The 21,410-nt window shown below is 72.2% G+C and carries 15 protein-coding genes; 9 read left to right on the top strand and 6 right to left on the bottom strand.

The window, feature by feature from the left end:
• Positions 1 to 8: 8 nt before the first annotated feature.
• Together ABZ833_RS31795 and ABZ833_RS31800 are read right to left on the bottom strand one after the other, a co-directional pair.
• The gene (locus ABZ833_RS31795) at positions 9 to 1,631 is read right to left on the bottom strand and encodes a M23 family metallopeptidase (protein WP_361053711.1); all 1,623 of its coding nucleotides are present in this window, start codon (positions 1,629 to 1,631) and stop codon (positions 9 to 11) included.
• 206 nt (positions 1,632 to 1,837) lie between these two features.
• Positions 1,838 to 2,692, bottom strand: a complete 855-nt coding sequence (locus ABZ833_RS31800; protein WP_361053714.1) for an alpha/beta fold hydrolase — start codon at positions 2,690 to 2,692, stop codon at positions 1,838 to 1,840.
• A gap of 404 nt (positions 2,693 to 3,096) precedes the next feature.
• On the opposite strand from ABZ833_RS31800, the gene ABZ833_RS31805 reads away from it, so the two are divergent.
• Complete coding sequence (locus ABZ833_RS31805; RefSeq protein WP_160506729.1) at positions 3,097 to 3,513, top strand: cobalamin B12-binding domain-containing protein; 417 nt, start codon at positions 3,097 to 3,099, stop codon at positions 3,511 to 3,513.
• Positions 3,514 to 3,950: 437 nt separating this feature from the next.
• Here the strand turns inward: ABZ833_RS31805 and ABZ833_RS31810 are convergent, their stop codons facing one another.
• Together ABZ833_RS31810 and ABZ833_RS31815 are read right to left on the bottom strand one after the other, a co-directional pair.
• The gene (locus ABZ833_RS31810) at positions 3,951 to 5,636 is read right to left on the bottom strand and encodes a DUF5691 domain-containing protein (RefSeq protein ID WP_361053717.1); all 1,686 of its coding nucleotides are present in this window, start codon (positions 5,634 to 5,636) and stop codon (positions 3,951 to 3,953) included.
• 213 nt (positions 5,637 to 5,849) lie between these two features.
• Positions 5,850 to 7,235: an SWIM zinc finger family protein gene (locus tag ABZ833_RS31815; RefSeq protein ID WP_361053720.1), complete on the bottom strand. Its 1,386-nt coding sequence runs from the start codon at positions 7,233 to 7,235 to the stop codon at positions 5,850 to 5,852.
• A gap of 155 nt (positions 7,236 to 7,390) precedes the next feature.
• On the opposite strand from ABZ833_RS31815, the gene ABZ833_RS31820 reads away from it, so the two are divergent.
• From ABZ833_RS31820 to sucD, 7 genes are all read left to right on the top strand, one after another.
• Positions 7,391 to 8,566, top strand: a complete 1,176-nt coding sequence (locus tag ABZ833_RS31820; protein ID WP_361053723.1) for an AAA family ATPase — start codon at positions 7,391 to 7,393, stop codon at positions 8,564 to 8,566.
• A 114-nt stretch (positions 8,567 to 8,680) separates the two neighbouring features.
• Positions 8,681 to 11,098: a DUF5682 family protein gene (locus ABZ833_RS31825; RefSeq protein ID WP_361053726.1), complete on the top strand. Its 2,418-nt coding sequence runs from the start codon at positions 8,681 to 8,683 to the stop codon at positions 11,096 to 11,098.
• Entirely contained in the window at positions 11,098 to 12,276 is a 1,179-nt protein-coding gene (locus ABZ833_RS31830) for a VWA domain-containing protein (RefSeq protein WP_361053729.1), read from the top strand. The genes ABZ833_RS31825 and ABZ833_RS31830 overlap by 1 nt, the downstream gene beginning before the upstream one ends.
• A gap of 132 nt (positions 12,277 to 12,408) precedes the next feature.
• On the top strand, positions 12,409 to 13,347 hold the full coding sequence (locus ABZ833_RS31835; RefSeq protein WP_361053732.1) for a hypothetical protein: 939 nt from the start codon (positions 12,409 to 12,411) through the stop codon (positions 13,345 to 13,347).
• Between the two features lie 112 nt (positions 13,348 to 13,459).
• Positions 13,460 to 14,500, top strand: coding sequence for a hypothetical protein (locus ABZ833_RS31840; RefSeq protein WP_361053735.1), 1,041 nt, complete (start codon positions 13,460 to 13,462; stop codon positions 14,498 to 14,500).
• Positions 14,501 to 14,888: 388 nt separating this feature from the next.
• Positions 14,889 to 16,067 carry an ADP-forming succinate--CoA ligase subunit beta gene (sucC, locus tag ABZ833_RS31845; protein WP_361053738.1) on the top strand — a complete coding sequence of 393 codons (1,179 nt, stop codon included), beginning with the start codon at positions 14,889 to 14,891 and terminating at the stop codon, positions 16,065 to 16,067.
• 19 nt (positions 16,068 to 16,086) lie between these two features.
• Positions 16,087 to 16,971: a succinate--CoA ligase subunit alpha gene (sucD, locus tag ABZ833_RS31850; protein WP_361053741.1), complete on the top strand. Its 885-nt coding sequence runs from the start codon at positions 16,087 to 16,089 to the stop codon at positions 16,969 to 16,971.
• Positions 16,972 to 17,082: 111 nt separating this feature from the next.
• Here sucD and ABZ833_RS31855 read toward each other — a convergent pair whose 3' ends face one another.
• Positions 17,083 to 18,342, bottom strand: coding sequence for a sigma factor-like helix-turn-helix DNA-binding protein (locus ABZ833_RS31855; protein ID WP_361053745.1), 1,260 nt, complete (start codon positions 18,340 to 18,342; stop codon positions 17,083 to 17,085).
• A 158-nt stretch (positions 18,343 to 18,500) separates the two neighbouring features.
• Here ABZ833_RS31855 and ABZ833_RS31860 point away from each other — a divergent pair, with 158 nt between their 5' ends.
• Entirely contained in the window at positions 18,501 to 20,111 is a 1,611-nt protein-coding gene (locus ABZ833_RS31860) for a DUF6350 family protein (protein WP_361053748.1), read from the top strand.
• A gap of 465 nt (positions 20,112 to 20,576) precedes the next feature.
• On the opposite strand, the gene ABZ833_RS31865 is transcribed toward ABZ833_RS31860, so the two are convergent.
• Entirely contained in the window at positions 20,577 to 21,404 is an 828-nt protein-coding gene (locus tag ABZ833_RS31865; RefSeq protein WP_361053751.1) for a hypothetical protein, read from the bottom strand.
• Positions 21,405 to 21,410 lie beyond the last annotated feature (6 nt).

Below are 21,410 nucleotides of genomic sequence, written 5' to 3' on the forward strand. Positions count from 1 at the left end.
GGCCGGAGTTACGTCGGGTCGAGGCCGTGGCTGCGCAGCCACGGCAGCGGGTCGATCGCCGAGCCGCCGCCGGGGCGCACCTCGAAGTGCAGGTGCGGTCCCGTGGAGTTGCCGGAGTTCCCGGAGAAGGCGATGGGGTCGCCCGCCTTGACGGGACCGCTGGAGACCTTGTGCGTGGAGAGGTGGCAGTACCACGTCTCCGTGCCGTCCTTGGCGGTCACGATCGCCATGTTGCCGTAGGCGCTGTTCCACTTCGTGGAGACGGTGCCGTCGGTGGCGGCGAGCACCTCGGTGCCGTACGACACCGGGAAGTCGATTCCGGAGTGCGCGGACATCCAGTTGATGCCGGCCTGGCCGTAGTACGCGCTCAGGCCGTGCTGCTTGACCGGCAGCGCGAACTTGGGGCGCAGACGCTCCTTGCGCGCGGCTTCCTCGGCGGCCTTCTTCTCGGCGGCGACCTTCTCCGCCTTGAGGTCGATGCGCTCCTGGGTGCGGCTCGCGCGGTCGGCGAAGTCACCGGCGTCCGCGGAGAGGTTCGCCAGCTGCGTGTCGAGCTTGTTGTTGGCGGCGGAAGGCTGGACCGACGTGGGGTCCGGGGCCGATGCCGCCTGCGCCTCCTTCTCGTCCCCGCCGCCGAAGTCGCCCACGGACGCGGCGGCGATACCCGCGACGCCCATCACGCAGGCGGAGGGCACGGCGACGGTGAAGAGCGCGGAGCGCTTGGCGGGGGAGCGGCGGCGGGCCCGCGAGCGCGAGCCGTGCGAGCGGTCCATGACCGGCGGTTCGTCGTCGCCGACGGAGCCGTGGCGGCTGGGCTCGACCGGACCGAGTGAGTCGGCGGGAGCCTCGTCGGGCGTGAACTCGTGCTCGGCGGGGGCCGGTTGTGCGTAGGCCTCGGGGGCGTGGGATGCGGAGGCGTAGGACCCGGTGTCGTAAGGCGAATGCTCGTACGGTTCGGGTGCCTCGTACGTGTCGGGCGCTCCGGGCGTGTCCTGGGCCTCGTACGTCCCGTGTGCCTCTTGCGGCTCGGGGGTGCCGTACGCGTCGAGCGTCTCCGTGGCCCCGTAGGTCATGTCCTGACCGCCGGAGTTCCACGCGGTCGCGTCGTACGCGCCGGTGTCGAAGGCCTGGGTCTCCCACTGGCCGGTCTGCTGCGGCTGGTGCTGCTGCTCGTGCTGCGGCTGGTTCCAGGCGGCGGTGTCCCACTGGCCGGTGGCGTCGGGGCCCGGCTGCGCGGGGATGTCGGCGGAGAGGTGCTGATAGCCGCCGGTCGACCACATGCTGGTGTCGTAGCTGCCGGTCTCGTAACCACTGGTGTCGTACGCGGCCTGGTGCTGCGCGGCGTACGGGTCGTAGTTCAGCGTCTGCTGCGTCCCCGTGGCGGACCACTGGCCGGTGTCGTACTGACTGCCGGGCATGTCGCCGAAGAGGGGGTCGGACGCGAAGCTTCCGGTGTCGGGACCGGCCGTCGCATAGCCGCCTGAGGTGTCGAAGCTCCCCGTGGAGTAGCCGTCGTACCCGGCATAGGCGCCATGCTGGGTGCTCTGCGGGTCATACGCCGCGTAGGGCGCATAGTCGGCGGGTGCCGAGGCCGGGGGTGTTGAGCTCCCCGACGGGTGACGGTCGTTCACCAACTTCTCTTTCGCCTCGGCAGCAGGGGCAGAGCAGTGCGGCGACTGTACCCGGCGGTATGCGGGCGCGACAATCTTCGGCAGGTTTCACGCTCTCAGGAAACGGGCATTCGGCCGCCTTTCGGCGGACTGTGGGCACAGCTTTGGCCCTGCGTTCGAGATCCGTTCGACAAATTTCCCGCATCGAGGGGTGCGGGAGCTGCTCCTCAGGCCACGGTCAGCCCCTTTTCGGCACCCGTCGCGGGGGTTCCCGAAGCAGGCATGTCGAGGGCCTGGCGGATTCCGGCGGCGACCGCGGGGTGCACGGGCAGGGCGAGATGACCGATACCGGAGACACGTACGTTCTGTGCGATCAGGTCGGGGTGGTTGACGCAGGCCGTCTCCAGGGGAGCCATCAGCTGGTCCAGGTCGCTCCAGAAGCTCACGAAACGGGTCCGGCAGCCCGGCGCGGGCTCGCGCAGCTCCTCGATCACGTCCGAGCCGGGGCGCATCTGGCGCACGATCGGGTGTGCGTCGGCCAGCGGCACGACCCGCGTTCCCTCGTGTGGGGTACCGAGGGTGACCAGCGTGCGGACGCGTTCGTCGCCGCCGAGGCGCTGCGCGTAATAGCGCGCTATCAGGCCGCCGAGGCTGTGTCCGACGATGTCCACCTGGTGGTGGCCCGTGCGCTCACAGATCTCCTCTATATGGCGGCCGAGCAGCTCGGCCGCGGTGCGGATGTCGCAGGTGAGGGGGGAGTAGTTCAGGGACTCCACGTGCTGCCCGGCGTGCTGGGCCAGGGAGCGGCGCAGCAGGACGAAGACCGAGCGGTTGTCGATGAAGCCGTGCAGGAGAACGACCGGGGGGCGGCGCTCCGCGGGGAGCCTGGGGGCGTCGGGTGGCGGCAGTTCGGCGGTGACCCTGCGTTCCTGGGCGATGCCCGACGGGTACAGGAGGAGGTGGCCGGCGAGGATGGCCACCTCGAGTGCGGTCGCCTTCAGCAAGGCCAGGGAGAGTCCCGCGAGTCTGGCGGGCAACTGGAGGCAGGGCGGGCGAAAGGGCAAGACCCTGGTGACGGTCATGGTCGACCTCCCGGTCGGCACGCGAGAGGACGGCTCTGTCCCCCGTGTGCCCGTAGTGGGGAGGCGTGGCAGAGGTCGTACGGCGGTACGTGGTCGGCGCATGTCGCGCCCCGAATACCGGCGCGATCGCCGATGCGCCGCATCACCACGGCGCGCAGCTGACGGCGCGGTGGCACGGCGACCTCGTTGCGGCTCCCCTTGCGCCGTCCCGAAAACGGTCCGTATGCCGCTGGATACGGGAGTGGCGCGCAGCGAACGTGTCCCATCGTGTGATTTCCCCCTCGCTCTCCACCGTGAAACTGCCGGGTGCGAGATGCTGGAGATAACGTTCGTTCACTTCCCCGGCCGGTGCGGCACGGGGTGCCAGTGCTTGGACAGATGGATATCGGTACATGGAGGCAGTGATGGGTGTGGCAGCCGGTCCGATCCGCGTGGTGGTGGCGAAGCCGGGTCTCGACGGTCATGATCGCGGAGCCAAGGTGATCGCGAGGGCACTGCGTGACGCGGGTATGGAGGTCATCTACACCGGCCTGCATCAGACGCCCGAGCAGGTGGTGGACACCGCGATCCAGGAGGACGCCGACGCGATCGGCCTGTCCATCCTCTCCGGTGCCCACAACACGCTCTTCGCGCGCGTGATCGAGCTCCTCAAGGAGCGCGACGCGGAGGACATCAAGGTCTTCGGCGGCGGGATCATCCCCGAGGCGGACATCGCGCCGCTCAAGGAGAAGGGTGTCGCGGAGATCTTCACTCCCGGGGCGACGACGGCCTCGATCGTGGACTGGGTCAGGGCGAACGTCCGCCAGCCGGCGGGCGCCTGACGGCAACCGCTCCGCGGCGGGGGCGTCGTCCGCCCTTTCTCGCTCCGGGGCGATGGCGCCTCGGCGGCCTTGGTCTGCGCCGGGAGCGGCCGACTGCCTTAGCCCCGGGGCGGAGGCGTCCGGCTGCCTCTGGATCGGGGGAGAGCTGTTCGGCTGCTGTGAAGCGGTGGCTGGGGCTTCGGTGAGGGGCGTCGGCTGCTTTGGCTCAGGGACCTTGGTGAGGGGCGTGGGCCGCCTCGGTTCCGGGGCTTCGGCCAGGGGCGTGGGCTGCCTTGGCTCAAGGGTTTTGTTGAGGGGCGTGGGCTGCCTCGGTTCAGGGGCTGCGGTGAGGGGCGTGGGCTGCTTCGGTTCAGGGGCTGCGGTGAGAGGCACCGCCTGCCTCGGCTCAGGGGCTTCGGTGAGAGGCATCGGACGCCCCGTCTCAGCAGCGGGGTTGCCTAAGTTGCCGGAGATGACGGCACCCCCGGATCTTCCGGCGCCGCGCCCGGTTGCCCCGGCTCCGCGCCCAGCTCCGCCCGCATCGCCGCGCGTAGACGCAACGTACTGACCAGGCGCTGGAAGGCTTCCGACCAGTAGCCGCCCGCGCCGGGGGAAGCGTCCTCCGGCTCGTCCGGTATCGCCGTCAGTACGTCGAGACGGACCGCCTCCGCAGGGTCGAGGCAGCGCTCCGCCAGACCCATCACCCCGCTGAAGCTCCAGGGGTAACTCCCGGCGTCACGCGCGATGTTCAGCGCGTCCACCACCGCCCGGCCCAGCGGTTCCGACCAGGGCAGTGCGCACACGCCGAGCAGCTGGAACGCCTCCGAGAGGCCGTGCGTCCCGATGAATCCCGCGACCCAGTCGGCCCGCTCCCCGGCGGGCAGCGCGGCGAGGAGCTTCGCGCGCTCGGCGAGCGACGCCGCTCCGGGGCCCGCCGCATCGGGGGACGAGGGAGCCCCGAGCAGTGCCCGGGACCAGACGGCGTCGCGCTGCCGCACGGCCGCGCGGCACCACGCGGCGTGCAGCTCGCTCTGCCAGTCGTCGGCCACGGGCAGCGCCACGATCTCGGCGGGGGTCCGGCCGCCGAGCCGCTCCGGCCAGGTGCCGAGCGGTGCCGCCTCCACCAACTGGCCGAGCCACCAGCTGCGTTCGCCCCGACCGGCGGGAGGCTTCGGAATGATGCCGTCGCGCTCCATGCCCGCGTCGCACTCGTGCGGCGCCTCGACCGTGAGCGTCGGCGTGCTCTTCGTGCCCTGGGCATGGTCGATGGCCACGCATGAAGCGGCGCGGGCCGCCATCCGCGCGGCGAGGGCGGATGAGGGCAGCGCGGAGAGGAGCTCGGCCGCCGTCGCGCGGACGTTGCGGCTGCGGTCGGTGAGCGCCTGCTCCAGGAACGGCTCGTCGGCGTCGCACAGTTGGGTGCGCAGGGAGTCGAGGAACATCAGGCGGTCCTCCGCTCGCTCCGTGCTCCAGGTGGTGGCGAGCAGTTCCCGCGCGGCGGCGGGGTCATGCGCCCGCACCGCTCCGAGCAGGGCGACGCGCTCGGCGAACAGGCCCTCCTCCCAAAGCTGTTGGACCAGGGCCGTCTCCTCGGGCGCGGGCAGCGACACCCCGCCGCCCGGAGTGGAGCGGAGCGCGAACTTCCAGTCCGGGTTGAGCCGCGCGAGCCACAGGGCCCGCGGGCCCGCGAAGGTGAGCGCCTGCGGCCGGAGGTCAGTACGTCCGCGGGCCGCGTTCAGGAGGGCCGGAAGCAGCTCGGGCGGCGCGGCGAAGCCACGGTCGTTGGCCAACGCCAGCCATTGGGGCAGCAGTTCCATCAGGTCGGGCACCGCGCCCCGGCGCCCACCCCCGGCCGCGCCGGGGTGGTCGGTGAGCAGCGTGGCGAGCCTGCGCCGCGCCGATGGCGGCACCAGGGGCCTGGGATCGTCCGCCGCAGGCTCGGGAGCTGGCGCGGCGGGCGCGGGACGAAGCCCGGCTCTGCGCCGGACGGTCTGCACGGCTGCCGCGTCCAGCAGAGCGGTCGGTGCGTCCTTGTCCTGGGTTCGTACGGGGGGCGTGCGGCGGTCGGTGCCGAGGAGCGCGGCGGTGACCAGGTCTTCCCAAGGGATGACGGTCGCTTCGGTGAGTGCGGTGGTGCCGGTCATGTGGACTCCTCTCTCGGACGGATCACTCGTTCTTTCGTTTGGAGTTGCCGTCTTGGACGCCGGATCTACCGGATCTGTTTGGATCTGCCGCTGCGGTGCTGTGGTGCAGCGACGGACGGCCCTGCGGTGCGTTGTGCGAACCCAGCGCTGCTCCTCGAACGCGGCAGCGCTCTAGGAGTACGCATCGGTGCGACGGGTGGTGAGGCGTGGCGGTCAGCACAGGGCGACCGCCTCTCCCGCTCCGCGCGGCCAGGCCGTCAGAGGGGTGAAGCCCTCGTGGCCACATTCGCCGAAGACCGTCACCGGAGCGCCTCCGGAGAGTGCCACCAGCCGCCACAGCCCCGCACGGGACGCCGCGGAAGGCGTGATGGGCAGGGCCATGTCGCTTTTCGCGTCCGCCAGTTGCCAGCCTTCGGAGGACGGACCGGGGGACGGGATCGGTATCACCTCGCTCAGCGTCACCGGCCAGGAATCCAGCCAGGGGTCGTCCCGCAGCACCTCGCCGTAGCTGTGCGCGGCCTGTTCCGTCCGTACGCCCGGCGGACGGGCCGCCGTCGGCGCGGGGGCGCTGAACTGTTCGCCCAGGTCGGCCCTCAGCTGCCCGGCGCCCGGGTACGCGGTCAGCTCGGCGTCCAGCGCGAGGCCGACCGGCAGCGCGAGTGCGGGTGCGCGGCCCGCGGCTCCGTACGACAGGAGCAGGGCCGTCCGGCCGGACTCCGCGCCGTACAGCCATATCCGGCGGGTGGTGAGCTTGCTGTCCGCCGTGTCGTACTGCGCGAGCACCAGCCAGTGGTCCCGCACCGGCGGTCCCTCCGCCGGCGTGGGCAGGCCTGTGCGGGAGCGGACCGTGGCAGCCAGGGCCTCCGGCAACTGCCCGCGGTGCAGCCAGCCCTGGTCGAGGAGGTGGAGGAGCGCGCACTCCTCCAGCATCCGCACGGGCCAGCCGGGACCGGAGGAGGGTATGGCTCCCAACTCCCTTACGCGTGCGGCGAGTCCGGGCGCCTGCGCGTCGACCATGCGGGCTGCCGTCTCCTCCCACGGCCCGTACCCCATCTGCTCGGCGGAGGCTATGCCGCCGCGCAGCAGATCCGAGAGGCGCCGCTCCAGCTCCGTCACTCCTGCCGTGACCCGCTCGGCCCGCCGCTCCGCCCTGCGGCGCGCGGCCTCGGGATCAGCGGGTGATGAGTCCGGCGCGGCGTCCGAAGCCCGCTTCGTCTCCGCTCTCTTGCGGCGCCCCGCAAGCCACTCCGCCGCCCAGTCCGGCGGCTCCGCGTCCGGCGCCGCGCCGAATGGCTCCTCGCCAGCCGCCGCCCAGAGCAGCAGCAGCCCGAGTGCGTGTTTGCACGGGAACTTGCGGCTCGGACAACTGCATTTGTACGCCGGGCCTGCCGCGCCGGTGATGTCCGCGATGTCGACAACCGTCTGATACGGCTTGCTGCCACTTCCCTTGCACAGTCCCCACACCGTCCCCTCGCTCGAACTGCCTGCCTCCGACCATGGGTCGGCGACGCCGAGTTTGCTTCCCGCCTTGCGTGACGGGGCGTCAGGTGCCAAGGCAAGGACCTGATCCGCCGTCCAGCGCACCCCCTGCTGAGTCATGTCATCGAAGGTAGATCCCGCCACTGACAATCAGCCCCGTGCTCGGCGTCTGTGCAGGTCAGAGGCATGCTCGGGTCGATTGTCAGTGGCGTGGTGCACGGTTGGAATCACATCCGGGCCAGAGGCGTCCGGACGAGTTGGAGGGGGATCGCTCCATGACCGTGTCCGTCGACTCGACGACCTCGACGATCGAGGACCAGCCCGCGTCTGCATCCGCTGGATCCGCGCCCGCAGCCGCGCCCGCGGGGGAGGCGGAGGTGCTGCGGCCGCACGCCGAGCACGCCTTCGCCGCCGAACTGGCCGCGCTCGCCGCACAGGACGACCGGCCGCGGCCCGAGCGCTGGCGGCTCTCGCCGTGGGCGGTCGCGACGTATCTGCTCGGTGGCACGCTGCCGGACGGGACGGTGATCTCGCCGAAGTACGTGGGGCCGCGCCGCATCGTCGAGGTCGCCGTCACCACCCTCGCCACGGACCGCGCCCTGCTTCTGCTCGGCATGCCCGGCACCGCGAAGACCTGGGTGTCCGAGCATCTCGCGGCCGCCGTCAGCGGAGACTCGACGCTGCTCGTGCAGGGCACGGCAGGGACGCCGGAGGAGGCGATCCGGTACGGCTGGAACTACGCGCAGCTGCTCGCCCACGGCCCCAGCCGCGACGCGCTCGTGCCCAGCCCTGTCATGCGGGCCATGTCCGACGGCATGACGGCGCGGGTCGAGGAGCTGACCCGCATCCCCGCCGACGTGCAGGACACGCTGATCACGATCCTGTCGGAAAAGACCCTTCCCATACCGGAGTTGGGCCAGGAGGTGCAGGCCGTCCGCGGCTTCAACCTGATCGCGACGGCCAACAACCGCGACCGCGGGGTCAACGACCTGTCGAGCGCGCTGCGCCGCCGCTTCAACACGGTGATCCTGCCGCTGCCGGAGAGTGCCGACGCAGAGGTCGACATCGTCTCGCGCCGCGTCGACCAGATCGGGCGCTCGCTCGATCTGCCGACCGGGCCCGAGGGGATCGACGAGATACGCCGCGTCGTCACCGTCTTCCGCGAGCTGCGGGACGGGGTCACGGCCGACGGGCGTACGAAGGTGAAGTCGCCGAGCGGCACGCTCTCGACAGCTGAGGCGATCTCCGTCGTGACCAACGGCCTAGCGCTGGCAACGCACTTCGGGGACGGCGTGCTGCGGCCGGGAGATGTCGCCGCGGGCATCCTCGGCGCGGTCGTCCGTGACCCGGCGGCGGACCGGGTGATCTGGCAGGAGTACTTGGAGGCGGTGGTCCGCGAGCGCGACGGCTGGAAGGACTTCTACCGCGCGTGCCGTGAGGTGAGTGTGTGACGGATGCGGGTGGCGTGGGCCCGGATCTGAGCGGGGTTGTGGGCGTGACGGTGGCCGTGGGTGTGACGGTGGCTGGTTCGCGTGAGACGGCGTGAGACGGAGAGGGGGGCGGACATGAGCGACGAGGTGCGCGGGGGCGAGGCGCGAGCGGGCGAGGGGCCGTTGCTGCTCGGGGTGCGGCATCACGGGCCGGGGTCGGCGCGTGCGGTGCGGGCCGCACTCGAGGAGGGCGCGCCGCGCGTGGTGCTGATCGAGGGGCCGCCGGAGGCCGACGCACTGGTGGCGCTCGCGGCGGACGAGGGGATGCGGCCGCCGGTCGCGCTGCTCGCGCACGTGGTGGACGAGCCAGGCCGGTCGGCGTTCTGGCCGCTGGCCGAGTTCTCGCCGGAGTGGGTCGCGATCAAGTGGGCCGCGGGGGCCGGGGTTCCGGTGCGGTTCATGGATCTTCCGGCGGCGCATTCGCTGGCGCGCGCGGAGGGAACGGAGGAGGCGGAAGACGCCCCAGCTCCTGGGGACGCGGAGGCGGTGCGGATCGATCCTCTCGCGGTGCTCGCGGAGACCGCCGGGTACGACGATCCCGAGCGGTGGTGGGAGGACGTCGTCGAGCACCGGGGGGCCGGGGCGGACGCCTTCGCGCCGTTCGACGCGCTGGGCGAGGCCATGGGGGCGCTGCGCGAGGAGTACGGGACCGGTGGGCACGACCGTGACCTGGTGCGCGAGGCGTATATGCGGATCCAAGTCCGCGCGGCGCAACGGGAGTTCGGTCAGGACGACGTCGCGGTCGTGTGCGGGGCCTGGCATGTGCCCGCGCTGCGGCAGAAGGTGACCGTGTCGGCCGACCGGGCGCTGCTCAAGGGGCTGCCCAAGGTGAAGGTCGACATGACCTGGGTGCCCTGGACGCACCGCCGCCTCTCCCGGGCCAGTGGATACGGCGCGGGAATCGCGTCCCCCGGTTGGTACGGGCATCTGTTCAGCGCGCCCGACCGGCCTGTGGAGCGCTGGCTGACGAAGGTCGCGCGACTGTTCCGGGACGAGGACAGGATCGTGTCGTCCGCGCATGTCATCGAGGCGGTACGGCTCGCGGACACGCTCGCCGCGATGCGGGGGCGTCCGCTGCCGGGGCTCACCGAGACGACGGACGCGGTCCGTGCGGTGATGTGCGAGGGCTCGGACGTGCCGCTCTCCCTCGTCCACGACAAGCTCGTCGTCGGGGACGTCCTCGGGGAGGTTCCCGACTCGGCCCCGGCCGTTCCGCTGCAGCGCGATCTCACGCGGCTCCAGCGGAAGCTCCGGCTCAAACCCGAGGCGCTTGAGCGGGAGTTGGAGCTCGACCTGCGCAAGGAGACGGACGCGGCGCGCAGCAGACTGCTGCACCGCCTCCGGCTGCTCGGGATCGGCTGGGGCGAGCCCGCCGCGTCGCGGGGGAGCACGGGTACGTTCCGGGAGACCTGGCGGCTGCGGTGGGAGCCGGAGCTGTCGGTGCGGGTGGCGGAGGCGGGGGTATGGGGGACGACCGTGCTCGCGGCGGCCACCGCTCGTGCGGAGTCCGACGCCATCGGGGCCGGCGCCCTGGCTGATGTCACCGCGCTGGCCGAGCGGTGTCTGCTGGCCGAGCTGCCGGACGCGCTGCCGGTGGTGATGCGGGTCCTGGCGGACCGGGCGGCGATGGACGCGGACGTCGGGCATCTGGCGCAGGCGCTGCCCGCGCTGGTGCGGTCGCTTCGGTACGGCGACGTGCGGGGCACGGACACGGCTGCGCTCGGCGAAGTGGCTCTGGGGCTCGCGGAGCGGGTGTTCGTCGGGCTGCCCCCGGCGTGTGCGGGGCTCGACCAGGACGCGGCGCTCGAGATGCGGGGGCATGTGGACGCGGTGCACCAGGCGGTGGGCCTGCTGCGCGAGTTGGACGCCGGTCCTGCGGGTGCGGGGGCGTCTCGCCCGAGTGAGTCCAGGGTGGGCGCTGCCGGTGTACGGGCGCGGTGGCACTCCGTGTTGAGGGTGTTGGGGGAGCGGGACAGCGTGGCCGGGGTGGTGCGCGGGCGGTGCGTGCGGATCCTGATGGACGGCGGGGAGCTGGCCGAGGACGAGGCCGCTCGGTTCATGGGGCTCGCACTGTCCCGGGGGACCGAACCCGCCGAAGCCGCCGCCTGGATCGAGGGGTTCGTGGGCGGTGGGTCAGGGGGCGGCATGCTGCTCGTGCACGACGAGCGGCTCCTCGGCCTGGTCGACGACTGGCTGAGCGGGGTTCCGGACCGAGCCTTCACCGACGTGCTGCCCCTGCTGCGGCGCACCTTCTCGGCGTACGAACCGGGGGTGCGGCGGACTCTGGGCGAGCTGGTGCGGCGCGGTCCGGGGGCGGGTGGCGGTGGCTCGGCCGTCACCGGCGGGATACCCGGCTTCGGGGCGGAGCTGGATGGTGAGCGCGCGGATGCGGTTCTGCCGGTGCTGAGTCTGTTGCTGGGGGTCGGGTCCGGACCCGGGGCAGGAGCCAGTGGCGGTGGCGGTGGCGGTTTCGAGCTTGTGGAGGTGGGCTGATGACGCAGGAAGTGTTGGACCCCGCGGGGGAGCGGCTGCGGCGGTGGCGGCTTGTGCTGGGTGGGGGTGCGGCCGAGGGGACCGGGTGTGAGCTCGTCGGGCGGGACGCGGCGATGGACGGGGCGCTCGGCGCGTTGTACGGGGGAGGCGACGCGGGGAAGAAGGACCGGGGGCGGGAGCGTTCGGCGGGGCTCGGGGCGTCCGCGCCGTCCGTGTCGCGCTGGCTCGGGGACATCCGGACGTACTTCCCCTCCTCCGTCGTCCAGGTCATGCAGCGCGACGCCATCGAGCGGCTCGGGCTCTCCGCGCTGCTCCTTGAGCCCGAGATGCTGGAGGCCGTCGAGGCCGACGTGCACTTGGTGGGGACCCTGCTCTCCCTCAACAAGGCCATGCCGGAGACCACCAAGGAGACCGCGCGGGCCGTCGTGCGCAAGGTCGTCGAGGACCTGGAGAAGCGGCTCGCCACGCGCACCCGCGCCACCCTCACCGGCGCGCTCGACCGCAGCGCCCGTGTCAGCAGGCCGCGCCACCACGACATCGACTGGAACCGCACGATCGCGGTCAACCTCAAGAACTACCTGCCGGAGTACAAGACGATCGTGCCCGAGCGGCTCATCGGGTACGGGCGGGCGTCGCAGTCCGTGAAGAAGGAGGTCATCCTCTGCATCGACCAGTCGGGCTCGATGGCCGCGTCCGTCGTCTACGCCTCGGTGTTCGGTGCCGTGCTCGGCTCGATGCGGTCGCTCAACACGCGGCTCGTCGTCTTCGACACGAACGTCGTCGACCTCACCGATCAGCTCGACGACCCGGTGGACGTCTTGTTCGGCACGCAGTTGGGGGGCGGAACCGACATCAATCGGGCGCTCGCGTACTGCCAGTCGCAGATCACCCGGCCCGCCGACACCATCGTCGTCCTCATCAGTGACCTCTACGAAGGGGGCATACGCAACGAGATGCTGAAGCGGGTCGCGGCGATGAAGGCGTCCGGAGTGCAGTTCGTGACGCTGCTCGCGCTCTCCGACGAGGGGACGCCCGCGTACGACCGAGAGCACGCGGCGGCGCTCTCGGCGCTGGGCGCACCGGCCTTCGCGTGCACCCCGGACCTCTTCCCGGAGGTGATGGCGGCGGCGATCGAGAAGCGACCCCTGCCCATACCGGACATGAATACGCATCAGTAACAGGGGGCTTGCGCGAGGGCGGGCGGCCCGTGCGAGGATCGGCGGGCTTCACTCCCGGAGCATCACGCTCCGTATCTCGCCCCGCTCCTCCCCGCCCAACCCGGCCCCGCTCAGCAGAGGAATCCCCTCGTCTTGACTCCCGCAGCAGTCGTTCTGCCTGATGCCGCTGTGCGCCTGGTGCGTGCGGTGGCCGGGCGGCGTGCGCTGCAAGTGGTGCTGTTGCTGGCTTGTTTGCTCGCGCTGGGTTTCCTCTGTGGCGAGCGGGCGGAGGCGGTGGACGGAGCGCCGTCGGCTCCGGAACGTGCGCAGGTGACCGAGCCCGTGCGTGAGCGGGTGGCAGAGCCTGTGCGTGAGCAGGTAGGCGAGCCCGTGCGGGAGACCGCGCGCGAGGCTGTCCGTCACGGGCGGCAGGCGGTGCGCGACGCCGCGGTCGAGCCGGTGGCTGATGCCGCCGAGCCCGTGGCGCGGACCGAGCGGACCGTGCGGGGCGTGGTGGGGCCGGTCGTCGACGGGGTCACCGGAGTTCTCGGCGGTTCGCCGCAGCGGGTGCTGCCCGCGGCGCCCGACATGCCTGAGCTGCCGTTGCCTGATCCCGGTGCGGGCAATGGCGATGACGCGGACGCCGGTTCCGGTGCCGAGCCCCAGTCTCCGGAGAGCGCCGCCAAGCCCGGCGACGGTCGGGGCGGGGCAGGAGCTGGGGCGCACGAGGCGCGGAAGTCGTCCGGGGCGCGGGGCGAATCGTCGTACGGCACCGGTGCCGGTGTCGGTACCGGCACCGCGTATCCGGCTGGTCAGCAGGCGCGCGGTGCCGCCCTGTTCGGCGGTGACACCTCGGACCACGCGCACGGCAGCGGGCACGAGCCGTTCCCGTCCGCGCCCGGTCCCGGTGATCCGGCGCGGACCCTGGGCGGTCAGTCGGCCGGTGACGGGAGTCAGACGCGGCACGGCGATCCGTGCGCCGCGTCGAGCTACAGCCGTGCGCCGGTGCGGCTTCTGCAGGGTGCCGGGGCCGGTCAGGTCCTCGCGCCGATCCGCGAACGACACCGGGACATTCCCGAATTCCCTGGCTAGGGCAGCCCTTTCCCCGCGAAGACCTGCCGCGCGGGGGTGGCAAAGGTCTGCCCGCCGACCGGACGTATCCGAGTCGGATTCACAGCCAGAGTTCGAAGGATCTGAAGCACGCATGAACAAGAACATCCGTCGTTCCATCGTCATAGCCGCCGGTGTCACGGGCGCCTGGGCGCTCGGTTCCGCCGTGGCCAGCGCGGACGAGCTGCCGCAGCACTCCGTGGCCCTGCCGGACAACGCGTCCGCGTCCGACGCGGTCGCTGACGTCACCGGCGACGTGGCAGACGCCACCGACGCCACCGACGTCGCCGACGTCCGGGGCAAGGCGAAGTCCGCCGTCACGGACGCGAAGTCCGCCGTCACCGAGGCGAAGGCCGCCGCTCACAAGGCCACCGCCCCGGCTGTCGACACCCCGGACGTCAAGACGCCCGCCGTCGACACCCCCGACGTCACCACCCCCAACGTCTCCACCCCCGAAGACTCCGTCGACTACCTCTTCGGCCCGCTCTCCGCCTTCGCCCCGGAGGTCGAGGCCGCCGCGGCGAAGGCCCCGGGGACCGCGACGCAGACGGCCACGGACGCGACGCGGACCACCACGAAGACCGCCGCCCCGATCGTCGACGAGACGGCCACGGCCGTGCTGCCGCCCGTCGCCGCCACCGCCGTCGACGGCGTCGTGCCGGTCGCCGGGCAGGCGGTCAACGACGTCACCTACCTCGCGCAGGGCGTGGTCGGAGATGTGACGCCGTTCGCCGGCGGTGTGGTCGGCGAGGTCCCGCCGTTCGCGCAGGGTGTCGTCGGCGACGACGTGCAGCCCTTCGCGGGCGGTGTCGTCGGCTCGGTCACGCCGCTCGTGCAGACCGTCACCGACCAGGTGCGGCCCGTCGTGCAGGGCGTCGGCGGCAGCGCGGACGCCCTCGCGTACGGCGTCACGGGTGACGTCCACCCGTTCGCCGGTGGCGTCGTCGGCCAGGTCTCGCCGTTCGCGCAGGACCTCACGGGCACCGTCGCCCCCGACGCGCAGTCCCTCGCGGGCAACGCCGTCTCGGGCGTCCGGGGCGTGGCCGGCTCGGTCACCCCGGACTACCTGCCGACGTACGAGCAGGCGTACAACACGGCGCACAACACGGCGAACAACGCGACGTCCAACGTCTGACAGCGGGAGCGACGAAGAAGCGACGCGGAACGACGCGGAAGCAACGCGGGAGCTTCACGGAAGTGACAGCCGTGCGGCGGCACGCGCTGTACCAGCCGTAACAGGAGCAAATGGGCGGTCCCTGTCACCCCAGGGGCCGCCCTCCTTCACGCAGATCAGCCCCGGATCGGCGATCTGTGACAGTCATCACCGCCCAAATGTGATCTGCGATTTAGGGACCTACGGCCCACGGCGATAACCTGCGAGACGGACATGCCGCGTACCGGACTCCGTCCTACGCCTCCCTTGTGACAGCGCAGTCACGTTGCCCTCCGCGGCACGCCCACGCAGACAGCTGACCACAAAGCAGCGAGATCGCAGCGAGATCACGGAAAAGGGACGGACGCGCGTGGACCTGTTCGAGTACCAGGCGAGGGACCTCTTCGCCAAGCACGGTGTACCGGTGCTGGCCGGTGAAGTCATCGACACGCCTGAGGCGGCGCGCGAGGCCACCGAGAAGCTGGGCGGCAAGTCGGTCGTCAAGGCACAGGTGAAGGTCGGTGGCCGCGGCAAGGCCGGCGGCGTGAAGCTGGCCGACAACCCCGACGAGGCAGTCGCTCGCGCGACGGACATCCTCGGAATGGACATCAAGGGCCACACGGTCCACAAGGTGATGATCGCCGAGCTGTCCCCGGAGATCGAGGCGGAGTACTACGTCTCGTACCTCCTCGACCGCACCAACCGCACCTTCCTGGCCATGGCCTCGGTGCAGGGCGGCATGGACATCGAGGAGGTCGCGGAGAAGACCCCCGAGGCCCTCGCGAAGGTCCCGGTCAACGCCGTCGAAGGCGTGAACATCGAGAAGGCCCGCGAGATCGTGGCCCAGGCGAAGTTCCCGGCCGAGGTGGCCGAGGGCGTCGCCGAGGCGATGGTGACCCTGTGGGACACCTTCGTCGCCGAGGACGCGCTCCTCGTCGAGGTCAACCCCCTGGTGAAGACCAAGGACGGCCGCATCCTGGCCCTTGACGGCAAGGTCTCGCTCGACGAGAACGCCGACTTCCGCCAGGCCGACCACGAGGCGCTCGAGGACAAGGACGCAGCCAACCCGCTCGAGGCTGCTGCCAAGGCCAAGAACCTCAACTACGTCAAGCTGGACGGCGAGGTCGGCATCATCGGCAACGGCGCGGGTCTCGTCATGAGCACCCTCGACGTCGTCGCGTACGCCGGTGAGAACCACAGCAACGTGAAGCCGGCCAACTTCCTCGACATCGGCGGCGGCGCTTCCGCCGAGGTCATGGCGAACGGCCTGGAGATCATCCTGGGCGACCCGGACGTCAAGTCCGTCTTCGTCAACGTCTTCGGTGGCATCACCGCGTGCGACGAGGTCGCCAACGGCATCGTCCAGGCGCTCGAGCTCCTCAAGTCCAAGGGCGAGGAAGTCACCAAGCCGCTGGTCGTGCGTCTCGACGGCAACAACGCCGAACTGGGTCGCAAGATCCTGTCGGACGCCAACCACCCGCTCGTGCAGCGCGTGGACACCATGGACGGCGCGGCCGACAAGGCCGCCGAGCTCGCGGCTGCGAAGTAAGGGACCAGGTCAGAACACCATGGCTATCTTCCTGACCAAGGACAGCAAGGTCATCGTCCAGGGCATGACCGGTGCCACGGGCATGAAGCACACGAAGCTCATGCTGGGCGACGGCACGAACATCGTCGGCGGCGTGAACCCGCGCAAGGCCGGCACGTCCGTCGACTTCGACGGCACCGAGGTACCGGTCTTCGGCACCGTCGCCGAGGCGATGGAGAAGACGGGCGCCAACGTCTCCGTCCTCTTCGTGCCGCCGGCCTTCTCCAAGGCCGCCGTCGTCGAGGCGATCGACGCCGAGATCCCCCTCGCCGTCGTCATCACCGAGGGCATCGCCGTCCACGACTCCGCCGCCTTCTGGGCGTACGCGAAGTCGAAGGGCAACAAGACCCGCATCATCGGCCCGAACTGCCCCGGTCTCATCACCCCGGGCCAGTCGAACGCCGGCATCATCCCGGGCGACATCACGAAGCCGGGCCGCATCGGCCTGGTCTCGAAGTCCGGCACGCTGACGTACCAGATGATGTACGAGCTCCGTGACATCGGCTTCTCGTCGGCCGTCGGCATCGGTGGCGACCCGGTCATCGGTACGACGCACATCGACGCCCTCGAGGCGTTCGAGGCCGACCCCGAGACCGACCTGATCGTGATGATCGGCGAGATCGGCGGCGACGCCGAGGAGCGTGCGGCCGACTACATCAAGGCCAACGTGACGAAGCCGGTCGTCGGCTACGTCGCCGGCTTCACGGCGCCCGAGGGCAAGACCATGGGCCACGCCGGCGCCATCGTCTCCGGCTCCTCCGGCACCGCGCAGGCCAAGAAGGAGGCCCTTGAGGCCGCGGGCGTCAAGGTCGGCAAGACGCCGACCGAGACGGCGAAGCTGGCGCGGGCGATTCTGGCCGGCTGAAGCTTGACCTGAGCTGTTGAAGGTGGGCCCGCATCTCACTCACGTGAGGTGCGGGCCCACCTTTCTATGTCTGCGGGTCGTATGTGGCTGGTCGCGCAGTTCCTCGCGCCCCTAACGGGCCTGCGGTGTCAGTTTCTCCGGGCCGCTCGACAGGTCCTCGCGGAGCTTCTTGTGGAGGATCTGGTCCTGGTACGTCAGGTGGCCAGGACCCATCCTCGGCGGTACGCCGCTGATGGCCTTGCCCGGGGACTGGGGCGGCTCGTAGTGCGTGGGGGCCGTGCGCAGCGTCAGGGCCGTGGCGCCGACGATCAGTGCCGTGAAGGCGATCGCCGCGCGGGTCCAGAAGCGGGCGCGGTGCTCGCTTCCGGTGCGCACCCGGCCCGCGTTCGGGGGCTGGAGCTTCTCCGCGGAGCAGAGCTCGCCGAGGCGCTGGTGCAGGGCTTCGGGGGTCGCCGCCTGCTCGGGCAGCCTCTCGGCGATCGCCTCGCGTGCGCGGAGCAGACGGTTGGCCGCCGCGGGCGTGCTGGCCTCCGTCTCGGCCGCGGTCTCGGGCAGGTCGAGCCCGACGCCGTCGTAGAGCAGGAGGGTGCGGCGCTGCGCGGGCGGCAGGCTCATCAGGACGGTGAGGAAGGCGCGGTCGGCCGCCGTGGCGGGCGGGGCGTCCGGCTGCCGGTGGGTGGGGCGCAGGCGGTGCCAGGGGGACATCGCGTACTCGTACGCCGCCGCGCGCACCCAGCCCGCCGGGTCGCGGTCGACGGCGACCTCGGGCCAGCGCTGCCAGGCGAGCTGGAAGGCGCGCTCCACGGACTCCTGGGCGAGGATGCGGCGGCCGGTGAGGAGGTACGTCTGGCGTACGAGGCCGGGGGCGCAGGTCGTGCAGAGCGCGTCGAAGGCTTCGGCGGGGGTCGGCCCGGCGGTGGAGAGGGCCGGTGCGGGCTCGGTCGCGGCCTGGACGGCGGCAGTCGTAGTCGCCGTATCCGTATCCGCATCCGTGCCCGTGCCCGTGCCCGTGGTGCGCACCGACGGCTCGGTTGGCCGGACGTGGCCGTTCATCGCCGCGCCCACCGGGATCCGCGCGGGGGACTTGCCGTCCTTCGCGTCGACGGTCGACTCCAGGTCCTTGGCCCAGCTGGGGCGCCGGACGGAGCGCTTGTCGTGCACGGTCCGCTCGTTCGCGATCTCGGCGAGCAGCTTCGCGTAGGCCGCGCGCCGGCGGCCGCGTGGCGTCGAGCGGCCCGACTCCCAGGAGCGGACCGTCTCCCGGGTGACGCCCACCCTCGTGGCGACATCGGCCTGGCTGAGGGACTTCGCCTCGCGCAGACGTCGGCGTTCCTTGGGGGACGGCAACGGGGTGGCAGGGCTCTGGGTCATGTCGGACTCTCCGCGCCGGGGGCCGTGGGCCTTCGTGCGGCGGGGAGCCGGGCGCGGCTGATCCGTCGTACGAAAAAGTACATAAACGTATCTTGTGCGACACATCCGGTATTCGCCTGTTACGGGGAGAAAGCGCGTGTCGTTGGGAGCATGGCGACGTGACTCAAATCACCGACCGCAGCTCACCGTTGCCGCCCCTCAAACCGCTGATCGAGCGGGCCCGCGACCGCTCACCCGGACTGGCGACGTGCCTGTTCGGAGGGGCCGTCGCGGCGGGGCTCGGGCTCGGCTCGTGTGCCGTCCTGGTGATGGTCCTCTGGATCAGCTCGCCCTATCCGGACAGCGGGCCCGGCGGGGCGCTGCATGTCGCGGCCTCGGTGTGGCTGCTCGCCCACGGCGCGGAGCTGATCAGGACGGACACGCTCTCCGGTACGCCGGCCCCGCTCGGCGTCACGCCCATGCTCCTGATGGTGCTTCCGGGCTGGCTCGCGCACCGGGCGGCGCGGGACGCGGCGGATCCCGAGGAGCGGGGGATGGCGCCGCGGACCGCGTGGTGCGGGGTGGTCGGCGGCTATCTGCTGGTCGGCGCCGCCGCGACGCTGTACGCGGCCGGGGGCGAGCTGCGGCCGTCGTGGCCGAGCGCGGCGGTGCACCTGCCGGTGTTCGTGGCGGGCGCGGCGGCGGTGGGGGTCTGGACGGCGCTGGGGCGGCCCCAGGGCCCGCTGCCAGGTGTGGTGCGGGCGGGTCTTCGCGCGCTGCCCGCAGGGGCACGTCCCTTCTTCGTACGTCGATACGTCCGCGCCGTCACGCGGGCCGGGGCGGCCGGGACGCTGGTGCTCGTCGGCGGGGGAGCGCTGCTGGTCGGGATCTCCCTCGCGCTGCACGGCGGCCTTGCCAGGGCGTCGTTCGGGCAGGTCACGGACGTGTGGTCGGGCCGCTTCGCGGTGCTGCTGCTTGCCGTGGCGCTGGTGCCGAACGCGGCGGTGTGGGGCGCGGCATACGGCCTCGGTCCCGGCTTCGCGCTGGGTACGGGGAGCATGGCGGGGCCGCTCGCCGTGAGCGTGGGGCCGATGCTGCCTCCGTTTCCGCTGCTCGCCGCGGTGCCGGCGGAGGGGCCCGGGTCGCCGTTGACGTGGGCGGCGGGTGCGGTGCCGCTGGGGGCGGGGATCGCGGTGGCGTGGTTCACGGCGGGGGCTGCGGCGCCTGCCTTCGGGGAGCGGGACGAGGCGTGGTCACGGGGGCGTACGGCGCTGGTCGCGGGGGCGGGGGCGGTGTTGTGCGGGGTGGCGCTCGCGGGGCTCGCCGAGCTGGCGGGCGGTCCGATGGGGGTGGCCGTCCTGGCCGACTTCGGGCCCGTGTGGTGGCAGGTGGGGGCTGCGGCGCTGGGGTGGACGGGGGTGGTGGGGGTGCCGGGGGCCTTGCTGGTGCGGGCCTGGCGGCTGCGGACCCGCCGGGTGGCTGCGCCGCGCTGGGCGTGGCTGCGGCTGCGGTTGCAACTGCCGAAGCCCCGAGTCCCGCAGCTTCAGCTGCGCGCCCCTCGCCTGCGGCTTCCGCGGATCCCTCGCCGCCGCCACAGCCCTTCTTCTCCTCCGGAGGCGGCGCCGCCGGTCGCGGAGCCGTTCGAGCCGTACGACTTCTTGCCGCGGGCACCTGCGGTGGGCGGGGCGGAGGACTGGGGCGGGGCGGACTGGCACGACGAAGCATCCCGGGAGGCCCGCTGGGCCGCTTTGCGCGAAGCGAACGGCGAGGAGCGGCCGCCGGGGGCTTGAGGGGGGCGTTGCCCTTCGGCTGAGCGGCACACCGGCGGTGCCGCCACCGCTGTGCCGAGGCGACTCCGGCCGCGCGTGCGCAGCCCTCGCCGGGCCCGCCGTGTGCGCCGCCCTCGCCAAGCCCGCCGCTTCGCGGCGGATGTCTCCCGCCCACCCACCCGAGTACCCCGCGGCATCGCCGCCTAGGACAAGCAAGCCCGCCGCTTCGCGCCGGATCTTTCCCGCCCACCCACCCGAGCACCCCGGGGCAATCGGGTGGGTGGGCGGGAAAAATCGCCGCGCAGCGGCGGACCGGCGAAGCCCTCCCGAGGGCGAAGAGAAAACGAGAGGCCAGCCCACCCGCCAGGGCCCCCGGTCAGGTAAGCCCCCGCCCAGGGCCCCAGCCCTCCCCACCAGGGGGCAGGGCCCGCACACCGGGCGGAGAGCCGAGGCAAGGTCAGGCCCCCGGCCAGGCCCCGCCAGGGATCAGTCCCGTTCGCCCAGGAGTGGGCGCAGCTGCTTGGGTAGGAGGTCGTTGCACTCCTGCTTCGACTGGCTCGTGAGGGCATCGCTCACGCACGTGTAGTAGTCGCGGTACACCAGCTGCGCAGCGAACGTCGCCGCCACCATCGCCAGCGCGAGCGAAGCCGTCACCAAGCCGCTGATCGCCGCCGTGGTCTGCGGCTTCGTGCTGGCGGGGTCCGCCGCAGGCCGCTGCGGGGCGGGCGCCGTCGGATCCGGCTGCTTCGGCTTCGCCCGCAGCGAGCTGATGCCCCAGTGCAGCGCGAGCGCGCCCAGGAGCAGGGCCACGTACCGCCAGCCGAAGAGCGCGAAGAAGAAGGCCCACATGCCGGAGAGCAGGGCGTACCGAGCGCGGCGCTGGGCCGGGTCGGTCGGGTCCCAGCGCATGCCGGACCCGGACCCGGAGCCGGAGCCGGACGGGCCGTCGGGGCCCTGCTGGCCGGGCCCCTCGCCGAAGCCGCCGCCCTGGGAGCGGCCGGGCTGCCGGTCGCTCCACTGGCTGCCCCAGGGGGACTGGCCCTGGCCGTCAGGGCCGTCGCCGCCGTTGCCCCCATTGCCGGGGCGGGGCCGCCACGGCTGGTCCGGGGTCCCCTCCGGCGGCGGCGCGAAGGGGTTGTCGTCCTTCTTCCCGGAGCCCCCGGAAGAATCGGAGCTGCCCGAGCCCCCGGAGTCCTGGGAGTCCTGCGGCGGGGACGACGGGCGGCCGTCGCGCAGCAGCGTCGAGCCGCGCTCCCCTCCGTGCGTCAACCCGAACGCGAAGGACAGCGGGAGGCGGAGGCTACGGTCCGGCATCAGGTG

The sequence above is a fragment of the Streptomyces sp. NPDC047525 genome (genome assembly GCF_040643025.1).
GTDB lineage: Bacteria > Actinomycetota > Actinomycetes > Streptomycetales > Streptomycetaceae > Streptomyces > Streptomyces durmitorensis.